Raw genomic sequence first — 20,751 nt, forward strand, 5'->3', positions numbered from 1 at the left:
GCTCAGGACCTCGAACCTCGGGCATCGTCCCGACATACTCATCAGACGACTGCCATGGCGTGCAGTGATTCCCGACAACGAAGTGGATGGACACAGATGGCCCAGATGCGCCCAAGATCCCGACTGACCTCGGTAGCCACCGTGACGGCTGCCACCCTGGCGGTGACTCTCGCACCGCTCGCACCGTTCGTGCAGGAGGCCAGCGCCGCCCCGAACGACGCACCGACGATCATCCCCGCCCTGCAGGAGTGGGTGGGAGCCGAGGGCGACTTCACGCTGAGTCCTGAGTCTCGCATTGTCGTGGAGGCCGAGACCCGTGGGGTCGGAGAGCAGCTCGTCACGGACCTCGCAGCCGTCACGGGACTGGAACTCGACGTCACCGAGTCCGCACCCGCTGCCGGCGACATCGTGCTGGACCTGGACGCTGCACTGACCGACGACACCAACCCTGAGCGCTTCGCCGAAGAGGGCTACGTGCTGGAGGCCACTGCCGAGCAGCTCACCATCACGGCCCCCACCAGCGAGGGCGTCTTCTACGGCACCCGCACCGCGCTGCAGGGCATCGTCAAGTCCAACGGGCGCGCGAGCTTCCCCGCGGGTGAGGCCACTGACTGGCCCGACTACGAGGTGCGCGGGTTCAGCCTCGACGTCGGACGACGCTTCTTCAGCGAGCAGTTCATCCGCGACTACATCTCGATGATGAGCTGGTTCAAGCTGAACGAGTTCCAGATCCACCTCAACGACAACCAGATCTTCCTCGATGAGGGGCAGGGCTGGGCCGACGCCTACTCCGGCTTCCGCCTCGCCAGCGACGACCCCGCGTTCGCGGGACTGGCCTCCACCGACGGTTCCTACGACCGTGCCGAGTGGGAGTCCTTCGAGGACGTCGCGGCCTCGCACTCCGTCAAGATCGTTCCCGAGATCGACGTTCCGGCCCACTCCCTGGCCTTCGTCAAGTGGGATCCCGAGCTCGGACTCCACTCGGGCGCTGAAGCGGGCATCCAGTCGGACCACCTCGACCTCACCGACGCCAACTACGACTACACGGCCGACAAGATCAAGTCCGTCTTCGACGAGTTCATCCCGTGGTTCGAGGGCCCCGACGTCCACTTCGGCGCCGACGAGTACCCGCGGGACCAGCGTGACGGCTACCTGCGATTCTTCAACGACATGGCCCAGCACGTCCGCGACGCGGGCAAGCAGCCCCGCGCCTGGGGCTCCGCCGGCGTCATGCACGACGGTGACACGTCCGGCTACGACAAGGACGTGATCATCAGCTCCTGGAACAACGGCTGGTACGGGATGGCTGCCGCGTTCGAGGACGGCTATGAGTTCGTCAACATGAACGACGGGACCCTCTACGTCGTCCCGTTCGCCGACTACTACCACGGGGCCGGTCTGAACAACCAGGGCCTCTACGACGTCTGGTACCCGAACCGCATGTGGGACACCGACATCGTCCCGGCCGGAGCGCCGGCCGGAGCGATGTTCGCCGTGTGGAACGACCTCGTGGACGCTGACTACACCGAGCTGGGCGTTCACGGCCTGATCCGCGAGTCGTTCGCCGTGATCGCGCAGAAGACCTGGAAGGCGCAGGACCCCACCCTGTCCTACGCCGCCTTCACCGACGTCCTGAAGACCGTCGGCCACGGCACCGACCTCCAGGTCATCGAGCAGGAACCGGTGGCCGCCAACGGCGAACTGAGCCTCGGAGCCGACGTGACGGCCTCCAGCAGCACCGAGGGCAACGGCCCGGAGAACCTGACCGACGGCAACATGTTCACCCGCTGGTCCAGCACCGACGACGAGGCCTCGTTCACGATCGACCTCGGCGAGAACCGGACCGTCGGCAGCGTCGAGATCGACTGGGCCTCGCCCGTACCGTCGGCCGTTGCGGTCGAGGTGTCCAACGACGGCGAGAACTGGCGCCCGCTGGTTCCGGCGACGAGGTGTCCGAGATCACCTTCGAGGCGGACTCGGCCCGCTACGTCCGCATGACGGCCACGGCCGACGGCGACTCCGTCACCGCTTGGCGTGCATCCGTGTTCGCCCCGGATCCGCTGACGAAGGGTGCCGTGGCCACTGCCTCCGGTGTCGAGGCGGATTCCACCCCCGCCGCTGCTGCGGTGGACGGCAACCCCGCCACCCGCTGGTCTGCGGACTACTCGACCAACCCGTGGATCGCGCTCGACCTCGGCGAGATGCAGACCTTCGATCGCATTGACATCATGTGGGAGGCGGCCTCCGCCACCGGGTACCGGATCGACGTCTCCGATGACGGCCAGTCCTGGACCGAGGCCAAGACCCTCGACTCCATGCCGGCCGAGGCGCGCACCGACGAGGTGCTCCTCGACGAGCCCGTGACGGCCCGCCACGTGCGGATCACCGTGCTCGCGAGGGCGATCAACCCCTATCTCAGCATCTACGAGATCACCATCCCCGCGCCTGAGGTGGAGGCACCCGAGCCCGAGCCCAGCGAGGAGCCGTCTGAGGAGCCGTCTGAGGAGCCCTCAGAGGAGCCGTCCGAGGGACCGAGCCAGAAGCCGTCCCAGAAGCCGACCGAGAAGCCGCTGGACATCTACGCGACCCCGGGCCTGCACCAGGTCAACGGGCGGCACTGGTGGACCGAGTGCGAGCCGTACTCGCAGACGTTCCGTTGCACCACGAAGATCTGGGCCACCACGGTGGACCAGGTGGGTTCCACCTTCGTCGGCAAGAACGACTGGACGTTCAACAACCTCACCTACCTCGGTTTCATGGACCGTTCGAGGTGGGCGGGCAACCCGCTGGCCGAGACCGGTCACTGGCAGGGTGCTGACGGTCGTCAGTGGCGCACCGAGTGCGACACGGCCGTCACCGGCAAGAACGGTTGCCGCACCTGGGTCCGTGCCGACGTGGTCGTCTCCGAGCAGGTCGACGGTGCGTGGACCTACAGGTGGGACAACATCTGGGTGCTGAACAACATGGTCCGCTTCCGCTGATCGAGAAGGGGGTGGCCCTACGGGGCCACCTCCACCGTGGGCCTCGGCTCCAAGCCGGCCGCGACGTACATCGCATCGATCACCTGCATGGTGGCGAGCGAGTCGTCGGGGCCGGTCAGGACCGGGGCCCCTTCGCGTACCGCGGCCACGAAGGTGGACAGCTGTGCCTCGTAGGTGGTGGGTGAGCCCGGCACCGCATGGTCGACGGTCTCGCCGTCGACCGTGACCAGGATCTGGTTGCCGTGGTGGGGCTTCACGAAGCCGTTGATCTCGATCGTGCCCCGGGTGCCCGTGATGAGGACGTGCTGCACCTCCTCCGGCTCGAACAGCGAACTGGTGATCGTGGAAGTGATCCCGCCGGGGAACTCGAGGGTGTTGGTGAGGGCCTCGTCGATCCTGGGGTCGTCGGTGGTGCGCACCGTGCCGGACAGCACCTTCGGCTCCCCGAACAGGGTGCGCAGGAAGTGCAGCGGGTAGCAGCCCAGGTCCATCGTGGAGCCACCGGAGAGGTCGTGGTTGTAGCGGATGTCGCTGCGGTCTGGCAGGTGGACGAGGAACTCCGAGTCCGCGCTGCGCACCTCACCGATGATGCCATCGGACAGGAGCTCCAGGACCTTGTGGGTGAGGGCGTGGTACCGGTTGTGGAAGGCCTCCATCAGCACCAGCTCCGGGTGCTGTGCCGCCACTTCGGCCACGCGCTGCGCCTCGTCGAAGTTCGAGGCGAACGGCTTCTCCACCAGCACGTGCTTGCCGGCCTCGAGCGCCAGGATGCTCCAGTGGGCATGGTGTGAGTTGGGCAGCGGGTTGTAGATGGCCTCCACCTCAGGGTCTGCGAGCAGGGCCTCGTAGGAGTCGACGGCCCGCTCGATCCCGTGCTCCTCGGCGAAGGCGTCGGCCCGGGCCCGCTCCCGCGCGGCCACTGCGACCAGGCGGACGTCCGGGTTGCCGGCGGCCGGCTCGATCAGCGCCGGTGGCGTGATCCCCGCGGCTCCGAGAATCCCAATCCTCAACGGTTCGGCCTGCGACATCGGTGTCCTCCAGTGGTTGCTCGTGGTTGTGCCGGTCAGTCTAGGGGTTGGCGATGGGCGTCCTGTCGGGGGTAGGTGGCAAGCTTGACCCATGACCGCCTTCGGAACCGCGCTGCTGGTCAGCGGAACGGAACAGCTGCTCGCCGCCCGCGCCGTCGAGGCTCGTCGCAAGGAGGCGCTGGCGGAGCATCCCGACGCCGAGGTCAACCGTCTCGACGCCTCCGAGCTCCAAGGTTCGATGCTGGCGGAGGTGGTGGGGGGATCGCTGTTCGCCAGCCACATCGTCGCCATCATCGGCGACGTCGGTGCCACCCCGCACGAGGTGGTGGACCAGCTCGTGGCCACGGCGAAGAACCCGGGCCCCGAACTCTGCCTCATCCTGGTCCACCACGGCGGGAACAAGGGCAAGGGCCTGATCGACAAGCTGAAGAAGGCCAAGATCGAACTGGAGACCGTCTCCCCCGTGAAGACGTGGGAGATCCCGAAGTTCTGCCAGGCGGAGGCCAAGCGGCAGCGGGTGGGGCTAAGCCAGGACGCTGCCAACGCGTTGGTGGCGGCCATCGGGACGGACCTGCGGGCCCTGGTCTCGGCCATCTCGCAGTTGGCCGACGACGCGGGCGGCGAGGAGATCGATGCGAAGCTGATCGGCCGCTACTTCGCCGGCCGTGCGGACGTCACGTCGTTCGCCGTCGCCGACGCGGTACTGGCCGGCAATTCATCACTGGCGATGGAACGGCTCCGTTGGGCGCTCAGCACCGGAGCGGCGCCGGTCCTGGTGACCAGCGCAATGGCAGCGGCGTTCAGGGGCATGGGCAAGTACCTCGATGCGCAGGGGATGCGGATGAACGAGTATGACCTGGCGCGCCAGCTGGGGGTGCCGCCGTGGAAGATCAAGGACTACTCCCGCAACTCCCGCAACTGGCAGTCCGGGGGAGTGGCCACCGCCATCAAGCTGGTCGCCGCCGCTGACGCGGACGTCAAGGGTGCCGCCACGAGCGCCGAGTACGCGTTGGAGCGGATGGTCCTCGGGGTCCTGGCGCAGCGCCGCAACGCGGGCCGCTGAGGGGCTGCGGGAACGCGAAACAGCGCCCCGACCACCGAGTGGGTCGGGGCGCTGGTCTCGTTCAGCGCTGTGGGTGCCTCAGGAGAGGGCGGCCGCGGTGGCGGCGATGGCCGACTTGCGGTTGGCGGCGTTGTTCTTGTGGATGACGCCCTTGCTCACGGCCTTGTCGAGGGAGCGGGTGGCAACCTTCGAGAGCTGGACGGCCTTCTCGTTCTCACCGGCGGCGACGGCCTCGCGGAAGGAACGGATGTGCGTGCGCAGCTCGGACTTGATGGCCTTGTTGCGCTGGCGCGCCTTCTCGTTGGTCTTGTTGCGCTTCTTCTGGGACTTGATGTTCGCCACTGGGGCTCGCCTCACTAAATGTCTACTCGGATTTTTCAGTCGCGCACTCGGCGCGACGACCCATACTACTGTCGCCCGACCCGACGGGCCAAATCACGGGTGAGAACTCCCTCCCGCGCTTCTCATCCACTCTAATCCTCGGCCGATGTACTGGGACCATGCGAAAGACCCTGATTGCCCTCACCACGGTTCCCCTCGTCCTCCTGGCCGCGTGCTCCGGCGGGCCCGCGGAGCCCGAAACCGTCACGCCGGCGCCCACCGTCTCCGGTGCTCCCTCCCAGACCACCCCGGCCGAACCGGCCACCACGGCCGAGGCCACCCCCGCCCAGGACGTGACCGCCGCGAGCACCCCGGACGCCGACGCCACCGGAGAGCAGACGGGTGGTTGTGCAGTCACTGACGACGACCTGGTCATCCGCGACGGCGAGGTCTGTGCGCTCACCGGCGCCACCGTCGGCGGCAACATCGAGGTGGAGCGGGGCGGCACCCTCGTGGCCACCGACGTCACCGTCGACGGCGACGTTCAGGGCGAGGGCCACGCGGCCATCACATTCGTCGACGGCAGGGTCGACGGCAACATCCAACTGGAGGAGGGCGGTTCCGCGACTGTGACGGGCACCACCATCGACGGCGACCTGCAGGCCGAGGGCAACTCGGGCGCCCAGGAGTTCAGTGGCAACACCGTCGGGGGCAACCTCCAGTGCGAGGGCAACCACCCGGCCCCCGCGGGCGGCGGCAACGCCGTCGAGGGGGACGCCGAGGGCCAGTGCGCCGCCCTGGCCTGACACGGGGCTGATCACCGGCCGATCGTCGCCACGCAACACCCCCGGGGGCTGACCCCTGACGGCACCCCCGACCCGACGCGCCGACGAGAACCGTCGAAGAGGGCACCCGCGACCCTTCCCAAGATCTTCGTCGGCGTGTCCGGTCGGGGCGAACGCTGGCGGCACGCGGCGACGCGGAACGGGCGCCGCTGTTTCGCCGCCCGGGGGTTCCGTGCGAGAATGTGAGTTCCCTGAGACCGACGAGGAATTGAATGCGCGCACCGAGTCCCGGCAGCACCCAGCCGGAGATCATTCGCAACTTCTGCATCATCGCCCACATCGACCACGGAAAGTCGACGCTCGCGGACAGGATGCTCCAGCTGACGGAGGTCGTCGACAACCGAACCATGCGGGCGCAGTACCTGGACCGCATGGACATCGAGCGCGAGCGCGGCATCACCATCAAGTCGCAGGCGGTGCGGATGCCGTGGACCGTCGACGGCCAGGTGCACGTCCTCAACATGATCGACACCCCAGGCCACGTGGACTTCACCTACGAGGTGTCGCGGTCCCTGCAGGCTTGCGAGGGCGCACTGCTGCTGGTGGACGCGGCCCAGGGCATCGAGGCCCAGACGCTGGCCAACCTCTACCTCGCCCTCGAGGCGGACCTGCACATCATCCCGGTCCTGAACAAGATCGACTTGCCCGGCGCCCAGCCCGAGAAGTTCGCCGAGGAACTGGCCGGCATCATCGGCTGCGACCCTGACGACGTGCTGCGGGTCTCCGCGAAGACCGGCGTTGGCGTGCCCGAACTGCTGGACCAGATCGTCAAGCAGATCCCCGCCCCCGTCGGTGACGCCGACGCGCCGGCACGCGCGCTGATCTTCGACTCCGTCTACGACACCTACCGCGGCGTGGTCACCTACGTCCGGGTGGTCGACGGCGAACTGAACCACCGTGAACGCATCCAGATGATGTCCACCAAGGGCACCCACGAACTCCTGGAGGTGGGCGTCATCTCGCCCGACCCCACCAAGTCCGACGCCATCGGCGTGGGCGAGGTGGGCTACCTGATCACCGGTGTGAAGGACGTGAGGCAGTCCCGAGTCGGTGACACGGTCACCACCATGTCGCGGCCGGCCGAGCAGGACTTGGGTGGCTACCAGCACCCCAACCCGATGGTCTACGCCGGCCTGTACCCGATGGACGGCGACGACTTCGGCAACCTCCGCGAGGCGTTGGAGAAGCTGCAGCTCAACGACGCCGCCCTCACCTACGAACCGGAGACCTCCGGCGCGCTGGGCTTCGGGTTCCGCATCGGCTTCCTCGGGCTGCTGCACATGGAGATCGTCCGCGAGCGCCTCGAGCGTGAGTTCAACCTGGACCTGATCTCCACCGCACCCAACGTGGTCTACCGCGTCGTCATGGAGGACGGCTCCGAGCACACGGTCACCAACCCCTCGGAGTACCCGGAGGGCAAGATCGCCGACGTGTACGAGCCGGTGGTCCGCAGCACCATCCTCGCGCCGGCGGAGTACATCGGCACCATCCTCGAGCTCTGCCAGACCCGTCGTGGCGTCCAGCTCGGCCTCGACTACCTCAGTGAGGACCGGGTGGAGATCCGCTACCAGCTGCCGCTGGCCGAGATCGTCTTCGACTTCTTCGACGCCCTCAAGTCCCGCACCAAGGGTTACGCGTCGCTGGACTACGAGCCCGACGGCGAGCAGGCCGCGCACCTCGTGAAGGTGGACATCCTCCTGCACGGCGACCCCGTCGACGCGTTCTCCGCCATCGTGCACCGCGACAACGCCTACAGCTACGGCCTGTCGATGGCGGCCAAACTCAAGGAGCTCATCCCGCGCCAGCAGTTCGAGGTGCCCATCCAGGCCGCCATCGGGGCCCGGGTCATCGCCCGTGAGACCATCCGCGCCATCCGCAAGGACGTCCTCGCCAAGTGCTACGGCGGCGACATCTCCCGCAAGCGCAAGCTGCTGGAGAAGCAGAAGGAGGGCAAGAAACGCATGAAGATGGTGGGCCGCGTGGAGGTCCCCCAGGAGGCCTTCGTAGCCGCGCTGTCCACGTCGGAGCCCACCAAGAAGTAGGCGGACCACCGGAGGGCCGGCTCAAAGGTTGGGCACAGGTTGGCCGGGTATCGTCGCAGCAGACCACTGCGTCCGGACGAGGTCCGGTGCGCAAGCACTCGAACACCAAGGATCCCCCTGAGATGAAACTGCCCTCCCGGACTATCGCTGCTCTCGGCGCCGCCACCGGTCTCCTGCTCGCAGGGTGCGCCACCCCCGCCCCGACCGATTCCGACGCGGCCTCCGAGCCCAGCGCGTCGGTCACCCAGCCCGCACAGGAAACCGACGCTCCCGTCGTCCCCGAGACCGGGGGCACCTGCGACGTGACTGCGGGCGAGGACGAGGCTGACATCACCGCGGACGCCGACACTTCGCTGGCCGCGCTGGAGACCGTCACCATCAGCGACGACGACTCAGCGCCGACGGTGGCCTTCGACGCGCCCCTGTCCATCGGGCAGGAGACGGTCCGCGTGGCCGCGGACGGCGACGGTGAAACCGTCGAGGCCGGTCAGCTGGTGACCTTCCACTACCTCGTGTGCGACACCGTTACCGGTGAGAAGCTCTACTCCACCTGGGGCCTGGCCCCCGAGGACGACGCCCCGGAGACATACGAACTGTCCGTGACCAGCTTCGGTGAATCGCTGTCCGCCGCCATGGACGGGGTTCGCGCCGGCGCGAAGCTGCTGTGGGCACAGCCAGGTCTGAGTGCCGAGGAGAGCCAGACGGGGGAGGCTGTCAACGGCTTCCTCTACGCCATGACCATCACCGGCTCCCAGGCCGTCGGCGAGTCCGCCGAGGGCACCGAGGTGGCTGTCGCCGACGAGTCGCTGCCGGTCATCGAGTTCGTCGACGGCAAGCCGGCAGTGAGCGTCCCGGACACCTTCACGGACCCGACGGAGCTGGTCGCCCAGCCGCTCATCCAGGGCGATGGCGCGACCGTTGAGGCCGGCCAGAACGTCCTGGTCAAGTACACCGGCTGGCTCACCGACGGCACCCAGTTCGACTCGTCCTGGGATCGTGAGGCCCCCAATGACGTGTTCACGTTCCAGGCCGGTGCGGGCAGCGTCATCCAGGGCTGGGACGAGGGCGTCCAGGGCCAGACGGTGGGCAGCCGCGTGCTGCTCGTCATCCCCTCGGAGCTGGGCTACGGGCCGGACGGCAGCGGTGAGACCATCCCGCCGGACTCCACGCTGGTCTTCGTCGTGGACATCCTCGCGGCGTACTGAGATCCGGGGCGCGTCGGCACGGTTCTGCGTGCCGACGCGCCCCGTTTCGCAGGGTTCGAACGTCTGCCCGAACCCCGGTATGATCCCAAGCCGTATGCGTGCTTCACCCTTCGAAACCCTGTCTCCCGCCTACCCCCGGCGGGCCCCTTGGGGAACCGCCTCCAGCCTGCGGGCATGGCAGCAGGAGGCCTTCGACCTGTACTGCGAGACCAACCCCCAGGACTTCCTGTGCGTCGCAACGCCGGGCGCGGGAAAGACCACCTTCGCGCTCCGCGTCGCCCACCACCTGCTCACCTCCCGCACCATCAAGCGGATCATCGTCGTGACCCCCACCGAGCACCTCAAGGTCCAGTGGGCCGACGCTGCGGCAAGGGTGGGCATCCAGTTGGACCCGGGGACCGGCGGCACCCGCAAGGGCCGGTCCAAGGAGTACGACGGCTCCGTGGTCACCTACGCCGGAGTCGCGATGCGGGCCTACGCCTACGAGGCCATCTGCCACAGCTCCGACGTGCTCGTCATCTTCGACGAGATCCACCACGCCGGCGACTCCCGGTCCTGGGGCGACGCCGTGGCCGAGTCCTTCAAGCCCGCCGCGCGTCGCCTGTCCCTGACCGGCACACCCTTCCGCTCCGACGACCACCCCATCCCCTTCGTCACCTACGACGAGGGCGCGGGCGGGGTCAAGACGTCGCGGCCCGACTACATCTACGGCTACGCCGAGGCCCTCGCCGACCACGTCGTGCGGCCCGTGCTGTTCATGAACTACGGCGGCCCCATGCGCTGGCGCACCAAGTCCGGGGAGGAACTCTCCGTGGACCTCGGCACGCCGCTGACCAAGGACCTCACCTCCCATGCGTGGCGCACCGCGCTGTCGCCGACGGGGGAGTGGATCCAGGCCGTGCTCAGCGCCGCCGACACCCGGCTCACAGAGGCCCGGCGCCACGTCCCCGACGCCGGAGGCCTCGTGATCGCCACGGACCAGACCCAGGCCCGCGCCTACGCCCGGATCCTGCAAGGTCTCACGGGGAGCAAGCCCACCGTGGTCCTCTCCGACGATACGAAGGCCAGCTCCCGCATCGACGAGTTCTCCGCCTCCGAGGAGCGCTGGATGGTAGCGGTCCGGATGGTGTCGGAGGGGGTCGACGTCCCCCGGCTGGCCGTGGGTGTCTATGCCACCGCCACGTCGACGCCGCTGTTCTTCGCGCAGGCAGTGGGCCGGTTCGTGCGGTCCCGCCGCCGCGGCGAAGTGGCCACCGTGTTCCTGCCCACGGTGCCCATCCTCCTCAGCCACGCCGCCAACCTCGAACGGCAGCGCGACCACGTCCTGGGCCGTCCCCGCAACCCCGACGACCTGTGGAGTGAGTCAGAGGCGTTGATGGCCGACGCCAACAGCAACGACTCCGCCGCCGACGACCTCCTCGGCTCCTTCGAGGCCATCGAGTCCCAGGCCACCTTCGACCACGTCCTGTTCGACTCCCAGGCCTTCGGCATGCACGCCGAACCCCTCAGCGAGGACGAGCAGGACTACCTCGGCCTGCCCGGGCTGCTCGAGCCGGACCAGATGCAGTCGCTGCTGGCCGATCGTCAGAGTCGGCAGCTGAAGCGGCGGGACAAGCAGGATCGCAAGGAGCGGGCCGAGCCTTCCGTCGCGCTCCACCGGGCCCTGGCCACCAAGCGCAAGGAGCTCAACTCGCTGGTCTCGCAGTTCGCCCAGTCCAAGGGGATGCCGCACAGCCACGTGCACGCCAACCTGCGTCGCGAGACGGGTGGCCCGAAAGTGCCCGAGGCGTCGCAGGAACAGGTGGACGAGCGCATCACGGTGATGCGCCGTTGGCTGCGGGGAGCCTGACACCGCACGACACCCGAACCCGGCGACTTCCGCCCCCGGCCGCGGCGGCGGGGTTAGGCTTGGGCATGAGGATCTCAGAGGTAATCAAGCGCAAGGGGAGCAGGGTGGTGACCATCGCCCCGGATGCGTCCGTGGCGGATCTCCTCAAGTCTCTCTACGACAACAAGATCGGCGCGTGCGTCGTCAGCCTCGACGACGGCGCGACGGTCGCAGGCATCGTCAGCGAACGCGACGTCGTGATCGCCCTGCACGAGCGGGGCACCGGCGTGCTCGAGAAACCGGTCAGCTCCATCATGACCCCCGAGGTGCAGGCATGCGCCGAGGACGACGAGCTCCGCACGCTCGCCGTGCGGATGACCGAGCACCGCGTCCGCCACATGCCCGTCCTCGACGACGACGGGAAGCTGCTGGCGATCGTGTCCATCGGCGACGTGGTGAAGAATCGGCTGGACGAACTCGAGGACGAGACCAAGCAGCTCTTCCACTACGTGCAGGGGGACCGTTCGACGGTGTGAGTGGTCATTCCTTCACCGGGGATCATTCCTTCACCGCGCCGGTCGAGGCGTTCATGATCCGCTTCTGGAAGATGATGAACACGATCGCGACGGGGATGGTCATCAGTGCGGCGGCGGCCAGTTTCAGCGGGTACTGGGTGCCCTGCGAGAGCTGACCCGATGCGAGCTGGGCCACGCCACGGGTCAGGGTGGTCAGGGCGGGGTCCTGCGTCGAGATGATGAAGTGCGTCAGTTCGTTCCACGAGCCCTGGAAGCTGAGGATCGCCAGTGTCATCAGTGCCGGGCGTGCCATGGGCAGGACGATGGACCAGAACGTCCGGAACGTGCTGGCGCCGTCGAAGCGAGCCGCCTCCTCCACGGCGGAGGGGATCGACTCGAAGAAGTTCTTCATGATGAACACGCCGGCGGCATCCACGAGCAGCGGCAGCACCATGCCGGCGTAGGAGTCGTAGATTCCCAACTGGTTGATGACCAGGAACTTGGGGATCAGCAGCACCACTCCCGGCACGGCCATCACGGCGATCACCATCCCGAAGACGACGGCGCGCCCCGGAAACTTCAGCCTGGCCAGTGCGTAGCCGGCAAGTGAGTTGAAGAACACGCGCCCGGCTGTCACCAGCACTGTGACGATGAACGAGTTCTTGAACCACGTCTGGTAGTCGGAGTGCTCGAAGAGCCGTTCGTACGCCGCCGTGGTGAAGGGGTTCGGGACCGGCGTCATCGGGTTGGCCGCCGCGTCGGCGTCCGTCTTGAAACTGGTGGCCACCTGCAGCACGAACGGGAAGAGGTAGGTTTCCGGGAGGAGTCCCTCCGTGTCGCCGAGGGCCTGCTCCGGGCTCTCGATGGCTTCGCCAACAGAGCACCCGAACTGTTCGGCGGCCAGTCCTCGGACGAGGGCTGGCCCCCCTTGCCGTACCCCGCCAGTTGCCGGCCGCAGGCGTGGGCCGCCGCGTCGGCGTGGGTGCTGGCCGAGGTCCTGGGGAGCTAGGCAGGCGTCAGCGCAGGCCGGAGGTGGTCAGTCCCCGTACCAGGAAGCGCTGCAGGAACAGGAACACGATCACCATCGGCACGATGGCCACCAGCGAACCCATGAACAGCTCCGGGTAGCGGACGCCCTGACTGGTCATGAACTGGCTGAGGGCCACCTGCACGGTGCGGGTGGCGTCACGGCCGACGAGGCTGGGCCACAGGAACGCGTTCCAGGATCCGATGAGGATGATGGTGCCCACGGCGGCGATGATGCCCTTGGAGTTGGGCACGACGATGCGCCAGAAGCTGGACCACGGGTTGCAGCCGTCGATCAACGACGCGTCCTCCAACTCGCTGGGGAAGTCCAGGAAGGACTGCCGGAACAGGTAGGTGGCGAACGCGGAGAACATGCCCGGGATGACCAGGCCGCGGAAGGTGTCGATCCAGCCGAACTGGGCGGTGATGATGAACATCGGCACGAACGTGGTGGCGGCCGGCACCATCAGCGTGAACAGCGTCATGGCCAGCAGGATCCGCGAGAACCGGTGCGTGTAGCGGGCCAGGGCGTAGCCGGCCAGCAGCGAGACGACGACGGTGCCGCCGGTCTGCAGCACCGCCATCACCGCGGAGTTGAACATGGCGCGCACGATCCCGATGGAGTCGTTGGCCAGCAGTGAGGTGAGGTTGGTCCAGTCCAACTGGTTCGGCAGCCAGTTCCAGTTGGCGGAGGTGATGTTGTCGTTGGTGGAGAACGCGTTGCGCACGATCACGTAGAAGGGCAGGCAGAACAGGGCCGCCAGCGCCACGAGTGCGACGTAGCGCAGCACCGTCGTCGAACGTCTGGTCCTCACTTCTTCTCACCCCGGTTCAGCACCCAGTTCTGCGCGAGGCCGAACAGCACGATGATGGTGGTCAGGATCATGGTGCCGGCACCGCCGACGCCCAGGTCCTGCTGCCCGCCGCCGAGGGCGGTGATGTACAGGTGCACCAGAGGGGGCCTGCCGTAGGGCGGGTAGGAGCCGATGGAGCCCAGCATGTTGTAGAACTCGTCGAAGGCCTGGAACGCGTTGATCAGCAGCAGCATGATCACCGCCACGCTGGTGGCCCGCAGTTGCGGCAGCGTGATCCAGCGCAGCAGCCGCCAGCCGGAGGCGCCGTCGAGCGCGGCCGCCTCGTAGGTCTCGTGCGGGATCCGCTGCAGGCCGGCGATGAACAGGATCATGTAGAACCCCACCTGCAGCCACAGCCGCACGCTCACCAGCGCCACCCAGTACAGGTCGTTGGTGCCGCCCAGCCAGTTGACCGGCTCGCCGCCGAGGGAGCGGATGATGGAGTTCAGGAACCCGAACCGGGCGCCGTTGAAGAACACGAAGCGCCACACGATGGCGGCCACCACGTAGGAGACGGCCGTCGGGATGAAGAACACCGATCGGAAGAACGCCTGGCCCCACTTGAGGTTGTTCAGCAACAGCGCCAGCCCCAGGGAGCAGACGTAGGTGACCGGCACGATGAACACCGCGAACACTACGAACACCAGGAGCGAGTCGATGAACAGGCGGTCGTTCAGCAGCCGCGCGTAGTTGTCCCAACCGACGAATCGCGTCGGGTTGACGGTGTTGCGGGCCTCGAAGAATGAGAGGTAGGCGCTCCAGACGATGGGCAGGTAGACGAACACCACCAGACCGACGAAGAAGGGCGCTACGAAGGCGGCGAACCAGAGGTTGCGGCCCTGCCGGCCCTTGATGCGTCGCCAGAGTCCGGCCCGCCCCTGGCTGGGGCGGGCCGGACTCGTGCTGGTGGAGGTGGACATCAGCCCTGGAGCTTCTCCAGTTCGGAGGCGGCCAGGTCCGCGAAGCCGGCGAACTCGGCTGCGGGATCAGCGTCCTGCTTGATGACGTTGCTGACCGCGGCGCCGAACGCGTCACCGAGGGCGCCGGACCACATGATGTCGTTGGCGAAGCCGCTCTCGGCGACGAAGCGGGCCGCGTCGGCGCCGGGACCACCGGAGAGCTTGTCGGCCTTCGCGACGAGCGCGTCCTTGGCGGGGATGTGGGTGCCGTAGGCATTGGAGAAGTCGACCTGCTTGTCCTCCTGGTCGATCCACAGCCACTTCACGAAGTCCTTGGCGGCCTCGACGTTCGAGCCGTCGGCCGCGACGCAGGCCCCGAAGGCGCCGAACGGCACGGCGACGCGGCCGTTCGCCCCGATCGCGGGGAAGGGCAGCACGCCGACGTCGTCACCGTGGGCCTCGATGATCTGCGGCAACGACCACAGGCCGCCCCACTGGAACGCGGCCTCACCGTTGATGAACGCTGCCCCGTCGTACCACTCGGCGGAGGCGGCCTGCACCACGCCACCGGACTTGGAGAGGTCGCGGTAGGCGACCAGGGCGTTGTAGAAGTCCTCGTTGAGGAACGCGGCCTCGGTGCGCTCGGCGTTGAGCTGGTCGTTGCCGGAGGCCCAGATGAACAGGGTGCCGAGGACGCCGACTCCGCCGTCGTTGCCGGCGAACAGGCCACCGATCTCGTCGGTCTTCACGGCCTCGATGGCGGCCACCAGCTCGTCGAAGGTCTGCGGCGGGGTGACGCCGGCGGCCTCGAGCAGGGAGGGGCGGTAGTAGAGCAGCTGCATGTCGATGGTCTGCGGGATGCCGTGGACCTTGCCCTCGAAGGTGAAGCGCTCCATCACCGACGCGTTGAACTGGTCACGCACGGGCTCGATCAGGTCGGTCAGGTCGGCCAGCTGGCCGCTGCGGATCATGTCCAGCGAGCCGCCCTGCTCCACCTCGAACACGTCCGGGATGTCGTCGGTGAGCAGCTGCGCCGCCAGGATGCTGCCGTAGTCGCCGGGGGTCCACTTCACCTCGACGGTGGCGTCGGGGTAGTCGGCGGCGTAACCCTCGACGGCCTCCTTCACGCCGGCCTCGCCGTACTCGTGGTACCACTGCTGCAGCGTGATGCCGGCAGCGGTTCCCTCACCGGTGGTCTCGGCGGTGGTGCCTGTGGTGGGGTCCTCCGAGGCGAGCGGGTTGTTGCTGCCGCATGCGGCCAGGGTGGCGGTGGCGGCGAGGCCACCACCGAAGGTGAGCAGGGTTCGTCGATTGAGCTTCATGGCCCAAGCATCCCACCGTGGCGGTCACCCCTGCCCGGAGCGCCACGCCCGTTCGCCACAGGCGGACTCGGAACGTAGGCTCGGGTGGTGCCCTCCCAACTCCCAGACGGCGTGGAACTGCCCGCCGACGGCTCGCTGCCGGAGTCCGCGCTCGTAGACCTCGCCGGCCGGCCGCTCTCGCTGTACCTGCACGTGCCGTTCTGCCGGACGCGTTGTGGCTACTGCGACTTCAACACCTACACCGCCTCCGAGCTGCCGGGCATGTCCACCTCCAGCTACCTCGCCGGAGCCCTGTCTGAGATCCGTCTGGCCCGCCGCGTCCTCGGAGACGCAGCCCCCGCCGTCGGCACCGTCTTCTTCGGCGGTGGCACCCCGACCATGCTGCCCGCCGCGGAACTGAACACCCTGCTGGGTGCCATCCGCGACGAGTTCGGGCTGCTGCCCGACGCGGAGGTCACCACCGAGGCCAACCCGGACACTGTCACGCCCGCCTACTTCGAGGAACTCCTCGCCGGCGGCTTCACCAGGATCTCCTTGGGCATGCAGTCGGTGGTGCCGCACGTCCTCCAAGTGCTGGAGCGCGTCCACACCGCCGGCCGCGGGTTGGACGCCGCCCGCTGGGCCAGCGAGGCCGGCTTCGAGCACGTCAGCCTCGACCTGATCTACGGCACCCCCGGCGAGTCCGCCGACGACTGGCGCCGCTCGCTGGAGGCCGTGGCCGCCACCCCCGTGGACCACGTCTCCGCCTACTCCTTGATCGTCGAGGAGGGCACCCGGCTGGCGCTGCAGGTCCGCAAGGGAGAGGTCCCCATGCCCGACGACGACGTGCTGGCGGACAAGTACCTGATGGCCGAGGAGTACCTCGCGGGACAGGGCTTCTCGAACTATGAGGTCAGCAACTGGGCCAGCCGGGAGTCAGGCCGCTGCCGCCACAACCTGGCCTACTGGCACGGCGCCAACTGGTGGGGCATCGGACCCGGCGCCCACAGCCACGTCGGCGGGGTCCGATTCTGGAACCGCAAGCACCCACGCTCATGGGCTGCCGAACTCGACGCCGGCCGCTCGCCCGTCCAGGCGGGGGAGTACCTGGCCCCCGAGGACCAGCGCGTCGAACGGGTGCTGCTCGAGCTCCGCCTGGCCGAGGGCCTCGCGCTCGACGTGCTCACGCCGTCGGAGCGGGCGAGGGTGCCCGACGTCGTCGCCGCCGGTCTGGGCGTGGTCACCGACGAGCGGCTGGTCCTCACGCTGCAGGGCCGGCTGCTGGCCGATGGCGTGGTCCGCGACCTCCTGGACTGAAGGGTCCAGTCTGGGAGGCCTTCTGACTGACTGTTGCGTTCGGCCTCGGAGACGGAGCAAATCGCGCCAGCCAAGTGCGCCACACCAATTGCGTGGCGCAGTTGGCTCCGTCTGCGAGGCCAAGTGCGCCACTGCATTCGCAAGGCTCGCGGCCGACGTCACAGGTTGGGCTGAACCAATGCGAACGGGCTTCGATGAACGATGGTCGGAGATCGTGTGCGAGCGACTCGACACGGTATTCGAGTCCGGCGGTGCCGGTTTCGCCAGGTCTCTGCCACGACAGCCCCAGAGCGGGACCGCGGAGGACATGCTCTGGGAAACAACGCCAGAGAAGTTTCTCGAGCGTTACCCGGACAGCGGGATCGTGGAGTCATACGGGCCGCAATCCCCGCCCATGTGCATCGACTTCTGGATCTATCTTGATGTTGAATCTCGACGGGCCACGCTGTCCACGGAAGGGTTGGGGGCCGGCACGCCAGAGGTCGAGCTGAGTGGCGACGGCTTCGAGGACGCGAACCGTCTGGAGAAGGTTGTCGCCCAAGCCCTGAGGGCCGAAGCCTGAGCCGAGTCTCGCGCTCGGTTGCCGCCGCCGCATCCCTGGCGCTCACCGTGGAGATCCAGATGGTTCACCGTCAGAGTCTCCACAGTGAGCGAGATGGCCGGAGGAGGGCCGACGCACGGGGGGGTCGCTAGCCTTGTGGCCCATGGCAGTCACGAGCAGTTCGAACCCGGCAAGCGGCACGGTCGTCACCCTGGGAGGCGGCGGCTTCTCGATGTCGGACGACGGCAGCTCGCTGATCGACGATCATCTTCTCGAGCTCACCGGGACTGACCGCCCGAAGGTCTGCTTCGTCCCGACGGCCAGTGGCGACTCACGCGACTACAGCGAGCGGTTCGAGCGGGCCTTCGCGGGCCGGGCCCGGACGTCGGTGCTGTCGCTCTTCTGCCAGGACCCGTGGGGCTACACCGACCCGTCGATGCTGCTCGAGCAGGACCTCGTCTACGTCGGTGGCGGCTCGACCGCCAACCTGCTCGCTGTGTGGCGCCACCACGGCCTGCCGGAGATCCTGCGCCGGGCCTGCGGGCAGGGGACCGTTCTCGCGGGGATCAGTGCCGGAATGACCTGCTGGTTCGAAGCCTCCTCGACGGACTCCTACGGGCCCCTCGCCCCGCTGCGTGACGGGCTGGGCTTCCTGCCCGGGGGAGCGTGCCCCCACCTGCTCGGCGAGGATGGCCGCCGCGCCAGCCTGCGCCGCTGGGTGGCCACCGGTGAGATGCCGACGACGCACGCCGCCGACGACCATGTCGCCCTCGTGTGGCGCGACGGCGCCCTCGTGGAGGCGGTCGGGGAGGCCGAGGGGCGCCCGGCGTTCCGGGTCGAGCGAACCGGTGACCAAGTGGTCGAGCACGAGATCGCAGTCCGACTGCTGGGCTGAGCCCTGCCTCCGCTCCGGCCGCACACCTCCCTGCGGGCGCCGCCCCCGTTCCTTGACTTGGTCCTTCCCCACGGTCCCTCCGCGTGCTACTGTATTAAGCACTTAGTACAGCAACACAACCCGCGAGGAGGTGGCCCATGGAGTTCGACAGCACCCAACCGATCTGGCTCCAACTGGTCGCGGAGTTCTCGCGACGGATCGCCGTCGGCTCCTGGCCGGCGGGAGAGCGGATCGCAGGAGTGCGGGAACTCGCGGCAGACCTCGGGGTCAACCCGAACACGGTGCAGCGCGCGTTCGGTGAACTCGAGCGGGACAGCCTCGTGCGCTCCGAGCGCACGACGGGACGGTTCGTGACTGATGACGGGGACCGCATCAGCGGGCTCCGACGGCGGCTCGCCACGGCGGCCGCGGACGACTTCGTACAGCGCGGGCGAGGGTTCGGGATGACCCTCGACGATGCCCGCGCACTACTGGAACAGAGGTGGAGCGATGACATCGACCATGAATTTGACGGCACCGGAAGGGAGGGCTGAAGCCATGACCGGTAACGCGATCGAGGTCCGGGGTCTGACCAAGACCTACGGCAGTCTCCGGGCCCTGGACGCCCTGGACCTGAACCTGCCCTACGGCCAGGTGGTCGGCCTGCTCGGGGAGAACGGCTGCGGCAAGACCACCCTGCTCAAGGTCCTCGCGGGGGTGCTGCAGGACCACGAGGGGGCGGTCGAGATCGCAGGTGCGCCGCTCGGACCGGAGTCGAAGGCCCGGGTCAGCTTCCTGCCCGACGTGAGCTTCCTGCCGGACAGGGCCAAGGTCTCCTACTGCCTGGACCTGTACGAGGACTTCTTCACCGACTTCGACCGCGCGGGTGCGCAGGACCTCATCAAGTTCTTCGGTCTCGAGCAGTCCATGCGGCTCAGGCAGATGTCCAAGGGCATGCGGGAGAAGGTCCAGATCGCCCTCGCCATGTCACGCCGGGCACGCGTCTACCTACTGGACGAGCCCATCTCCGGCGTCGACCCGGCCGCTCGCGACGTCATCGTCCAGGGCATCCTGCGCAACCTCTCCGAGGACTCGCTCCTGCTGATCTCCACCCACCTCGTCCACGACCTCGAGGCCATCCTCGACGGCGTCGTCATGATGCGCCACGGCAAGGTGCTTCTGGGCGGTCAGGTGGACGACCTGCGCGCGGAGCACAACAAGTCAATCGACCAACTCTTCAAGGAGGTCTACTCATGGTCGGCAAACTGATCAAGCACGAGGCCATCCGCACCGGCGGAATGCTCGGCGTCCTGTTCGGCGCCGCGACGCTGCTGGCCGTCGTCGGCGCCCTGCTGGCCGCCACCGGCTGGCCCGTGATCGCCCAGTTCGGGCTCGTGGTCTCCTTCGTCGGCGCCGTCGGGGTGCTGCCGGCCACGCAGCTGGCGCTCGGGCTGGACTACTGGCAGACCGGCTACCGGCGGATCGGCTACTTCACCCAGACCCTGCCCGTGAAGGGCGCCACCATCTACTGGGCCAAGTTGGCCTGGGGGACGCTCGTCGTGGTCGCGTCACTGCTGGTCGCGCTGGTGCTCAGTGGGATCACCTTCATGGGCAACGCTGAAACCCTGGGTTACGCCCCGATGGACCTGTTCGGCCTGGTCGGCCAGTGGTGGGCCGCGGTGGTCGCGGTGATGCCGTGGTGGGGATGGGTGGTCGGTGTGCCGATGCTCCTGTTGCTGGCCGTGTTCAACCTGCTGCAGTACTACTTCGCGGCATCGGTGGGCAGCGAGAAGCGGTTCGGCTCCCTCGGGCTCGGCGGACCAGTCCTGGTGTGGTTCGCGCTCTACATGGCCCTGCAGATCGTGCTCGTCGGCTTCATGCTGATCCCCCTCGGTGTGGGAGTGGAGGGCGGCTCCCTGACGCTGGTCTCGGAGAACTACCTCGCCATGGTGCTGAACAACATCAACCCCGCGACGGCGCCCATCGGATTCCTGCCGGGCTTCCTGGTGGCCGCAGTGTTCCTGGTGTGGCGCACCGTGGTCTCCTGGAACAGCAAGGTCTCGCTGGCCTGACCCAGGAATCCTTGGGTCGACCGCTGGTGGCTTCGGCTC

General features: G+C 68.0%; 20 protein-coding genes. 14 read left to right on the forward strand and 6 right to left on the reverse strand.

Features of this window, described 5'->3' with window-relative positions; translation table 11 throughout:
• Window positions 1-105: 105 nt before the first annotated feature.
• Both ACYU7G_RS14360 and ACYU7G_RS14365 read left to right on the forward strand, forming a co-directional pair.
• The gene (locus tag ACYU7G_RS14360) at window positions 106-1,998 is read left to right on the forward strand and encodes a family 20 glycosylhydrolase (protein ID WP_461108978.1); all 1,893 of its coding nucleotides are present in this window, start codon (window positions 106-108) and stop codon (window positions 1,996-1,998) included.
• The gene (locus ACYU7G_RS14365) at window positions 1,950-2,981 is read left to right on the forward strand and encodes a discoidin domain-containing protein (protein ID WP_461108980.1); all 1,032 of its coding nucleotides are present in this window, start codon (window positions 1,950-1,952) and stop codon (window positions 2,979-2,981) included. Before ACYU7G_RS14360 ends, ACYU7G_RS14365 begins: the two co-directional genes overlap by 49 nt.
• Window positions 2,982-2,998: 17 nt before the next feature.
• Here the strand turns inward: ACYU7G_RS14365 and ACYU7G_RS14370 are convergent, their stop codons facing one another.
• A complete protein-coding gene (locus ACYU7G_RS14370) occupies window positions 2,999-4,009 on the reverse strand; it encodes a Gfo/Idh/MocA family protein (protein WP_461108982.1) in 1,011 nt (336 codons plus the stop codon).
• 91 nt (window positions 4,010-4,100) lie between these two features.
• On the opposite strand from ACYU7G_RS14370, the gene holA reads away from it, so the two are divergent.
• Window positions 4,101-5,072: a DNA polymerase III subunit delta gene (gene holA / locus ACYU7G_RS14375; protein ID WP_461108984.1), complete on the forward strand. Its 972-nt coding sequence runs from the start codon at window positions 4,101-4,103 to the stop codon at window positions 5,070-5,072.
• 78 nt (window positions 5,073-5,150) lie between these two features.
• On the opposite strand, the gene rpsT is transcribed toward holA, so the two are convergent.
• Window positions 5,151-5,414, reverse strand: coding sequence for a 30S ribosomal protein S20 (rpsT, locus tag ACYU7G_RS14380; protein WP_461108986.1), 264 nt, complete (start codon window positions 5,412-5,414; stop codon window positions 5,151-5,153).
• Between the two features lie 158 nt (window positions 5,415-5,572).
• Between rpsT and ACYU7G_RS14385 the strand changes: the two genes are divergently transcribed.
• The 5 genes from ACYU7G_RS14385 (at window position 5,573) to ACYU7G_RS14405 (ending at window position 11,849) form a co-directional block, all read left to right on the forward strand.
• On the forward strand, window positions 5,573-6,199 hold the full coding sequence (locus tag ACYU7G_RS14385; RefSeq protein ID WP_461108988.1) for a bactofilin family protein: 627 nt from the start codon (window positions 5,573-5,575) through the stop codon (window positions 6,197-6,199).
• A gap of 251 nt (window positions 6,200-6,450) precedes the next feature.
• On the forward strand, window positions 6,451-8,280 hold the full coding sequence (gene lepA / locus ACYU7G_RS14390; RefSeq protein WP_461108990.1) for a translation elongation factor 4: 1,830 nt from the start codon (window positions 6,451-6,453) through the stop codon (window positions 8,278-8,280).
• Between the two features lie 86 nt (window positions 8,281-8,366).
• Entirely contained in the window at window positions 8,367-9,485 is a 1,119-nt protein-coding gene (locus ACYU7G_RS14395; protein ID WP_461108992.1) for an FKBP-type peptidyl-prolyl cis-trans isomerase, read from the forward strand.
• A gap of 94 nt (window positions 9,486-9,579) precedes the next feature.
• Complete coding sequence (locus tag ACYU7G_RS14400) at window positions 9,580-11,334, forward strand: DEAD/DEAH box helicase (protein ID WP_461108994.1); 1,755 nt, start codon at window positions 9,580-9,582, stop codon at window positions 11,332-11,334.
• A gap of 65 nt (window positions 11,335-11,399) precedes the next feature.
• Window positions 11,400-11,849 carry a CBS domain-containing protein gene (locus ACYU7G_RS14405; protein WP_461108996.1) on the forward strand — a complete coding sequence of 150 codons (450 nt, stop codon included), beginning with the start codon at window positions 11,400-11,402 and terminating at the stop codon, window positions 11,847-11,849.
• Between the two features lie 22 nt (window positions 11,850-11,871).
• On the opposite strand, the gene ACYU7G_RS14410 is transcribed toward ACYU7G_RS14405, so the two are convergent.
• The 4 genes from ACYU7G_RS14410 to ACYU7G_RS14425 form a co-directional block, all read right to left on the reverse strand.
• On the reverse strand, window positions 11,872-12,615 hold the full coding sequence (locus tag ACYU7G_RS14410) for a carbohydrate ABC transporter permease (protein WP_461108998.1): 744 nt from the start codon (window positions 12,613-12,615) through the stop codon (window positions 11,872-11,874).
• Window positions 12,616-12,844: 229 nt separating this feature from the next.
• Entirely contained in the window at window positions 12,845-13,669 is an 825-nt protein-coding gene (locus ACYU7G_RS14415; protein WP_461109000.1) for a carbohydrate ABC transporter permease, read from the reverse strand.
• Window positions 13,666-14,628 carry a carbohydrate ABC transporter permease gene (locus tag ACYU7G_RS14420; RefSeq protein ID WP_461109002.1) on the reverse strand — a complete coding sequence of 321 codons (963 nt, stop codon included), beginning with the start codon at window positions 14,626-14,628 and terminating at the stop codon, window positions 13,666-13,668. The genes ACYU7G_RS14415 and ACYU7G_RS14420 overlap by 4 nt, the downstream gene beginning before the upstream one ends.
• Window positions 14,628-15,929 (reverse strand): ABC transporter substrate-binding protein, encoded by a 1,302-nt coding sequence (locus tag ACYU7G_RS14425; RefSeq protein ID WP_461109004.1) that lies wholly within the window; start codon window positions 15,927-15,929, stop codon window positions 14,628-14,630. Before ACYU7G_RS14425 ends, ACYU7G_RS14420 begins: the two co-directional genes overlap by 1 nt.
• An 87-nt stretch (window positions 15,930-16,016) precedes the next feature.
• Between ACYU7G_RS14425 and hemW the strand changes: the two genes are divergently transcribed.
• The 6 genes from hemW (at window position 16,017) to ACYU7G_RS14455 (ending at window position 20,712) form a co-directional block, all read left to right on the forward strand.
• Window positions 16,017-17,225 carry a radical SAM family heme chaperone HemW gene (gene hemW / locus ACYU7G_RS14430; protein WP_461109006.1) on the forward strand — a complete coding sequence of 403 codons (1,209 nt, stop codon included), beginning with the start codon at window positions 16,017-16,019 and terminating at the stop codon, window positions 17,223-17,225.
• A gap of 178 nt (window positions 17,226-17,403) precedes the next feature.
• Complete coding sequence (locus tag ACYU7G_RS14435; protein ID WP_461109008.1) at window positions 17,404-17,787, forward strand: hypothetical protein; 384 nt, start codon at window positions 17,404-17,406, stop codon at window positions 17,785-17,787.
• A 142-nt stretch (window positions 17,788-17,929) separates the two neighbouring features.
• Window positions 17,930-18,661 carry a Type 1 glutamine amidotransferase-like domain-containing protein gene (locus ACYU7G_RS14440; RefSeq protein ID WP_461109010.1) on the forward strand — a complete coding sequence of 244 codons (732 nt, stop codon included), beginning with the start codon at window positions 17,930-17,932 and terminating at the stop codon, window positions 18,659-18,661.
• Between the two features lie 137 nt (window positions 18,662-18,798).
• On the forward strand, window positions 18,799-19,194 hold the full coding sequence (locus ACYU7G_RS14445) for a GntR family transcriptional regulator (protein WP_461109012.1): 396 nt from the start codon (window positions 18,799-18,801) through the stop codon (window positions 19,192-19,194).
• 4 nt (window positions 19,195-19,198) lie between these two features.
• The gene (locus tag ACYU7G_RS14450) at window positions 19,199-19,909 is read left to right on the forward strand and encodes an ABC transporter ATP-binding protein (RefSeq protein ID WP_461109014.1); all 711 of its coding nucleotides are present in this window, start codon (window positions 19,199-19,201) and stop codon (window positions 19,907-19,909) included.
• A complete protein-coding gene (locus ACYU7G_RS14455; protein WP_461109016.1) occupies window positions 19,894-20,712 on the forward strand; it encodes a hypothetical protein in 819 nt (272 codons plus the stop codon). The genes ACYU7G_RS14450 and ACYU7G_RS14455 overlap by 16 nt, the downstream gene beginning before the upstream one ends.
• Window positions 20,713-20,751 lie beyond the last annotated feature (39 nt).

The organism is Tessaracoccus terricola (genome assembly GCF_054776555.1).

What these genes read in the sequence shown, in the direction of transcription:
- ACYU7G_RS14440 (WP_461109010.1), top strand. Translation starts at nt 17,930, where the DNA reads ATGGCAGTCACGAGCAGTTCGAACCCGGCAAGCGGCACGGTCGTCACC.
- ACYU7G_RS14455 (WP_461109016.1), top strand. Translation starts at nt 19,894, where the DNA reads ATGGTCGGCAAACTGATCAAGCACGAGGCCATCCGCACCGGCGGAATG.
- ACYU7G_RS14435 (WP_461109008.1), top strand. Translation starts at nt 17,404, where the DNA reads ATGCGAACGGGCTTCGATGAACGATGGTCGGAGATCGTGTGCGAGCGA.
- ACYU7G_RS14370 (WP_461108982.1), bottom strand. Translation starts at nt 4,009, where the DNA reads ATGTCGCAGGCCGAACCGTTGAGGATTGGGATTCTCGGAGCCGCGGGG.
- holA (WP_461108984.1), top strand. Translation starts at nt 4,101, where the DNA reads ATGACCGCCTTCGGAACCGCGCTGCTGGTCAGCGGAACGGAACAGCTG.
- ACYU7G_RS14425 (WP_461109004.1), bottom strand. Translation starts at nt 15,929, where the DNA reads ATGAAGCTCAATCGACGAACCCTGCTCACCTTCGGTGGTGGCCTCGCC.
- ACYU7G_RS14420 (WP_461109002.1), bottom strand. Translation starts at nt 14,628, where the DNA reads ATGTCCACCTCCACCAGCACGAGTCCGGCCCGCCCCAGCCAGGGGCGG.
- ACYU7G_RS14400 (WP_461108994.1), top strand. Translation starts at nt 9,580, where the DNA reads ATGCGTGCTTCACCCTTCGAAACCCTGTCTCCCGCCTACCCCCGGCGG.
- lepA (WP_461108990.1), top strand. Translation starts at nt 6,451, where the DNA reads ATGCGCGCACCGAGTCCCGGCAGCACCCAGCCGGAGATCATTCGCAAC.
- ACYU7G_RS14385 (WP_461108988.1), top strand. Translation starts at nt 5,573, where the DNA reads ATGCGAAAGACCCTGATTGCCCTCACCACGGTTCCCCTCGTCCTCCTG.
- ACYU7G_RS14445 (WP_461109012.1), top strand. Translation starts at nt 18,799, where the DNA reads ATGGAGTTCGACAGCACCCAACCGATCTGGCTCCAACTGGTCGCGGAG.
- ACYU7G_RS14360 (WP_461108978.1), top strand. Translation starts at nt 106, where the DNA reads ATGCGCCCAAGATCCCGACTGACCTCGGTAGCCACCGTGACGGCTGCC.
- ACYU7G_RS14405 (WP_461108996.1), top strand. Translation starts at nt 11,400, where the DNA reads ATGAGGATCTCAGAGGTAATCAAGCGCAAGGGGAGCAGGGTGGTGACC.
- ACYU7G_RS14450 (WP_461109014.1), top strand. Translation starts at nt 19,199, where the DNA reads ATGACCGGTAACGCGATCGAGGTCCGGGGTCTGACCAAGACCTACGGC.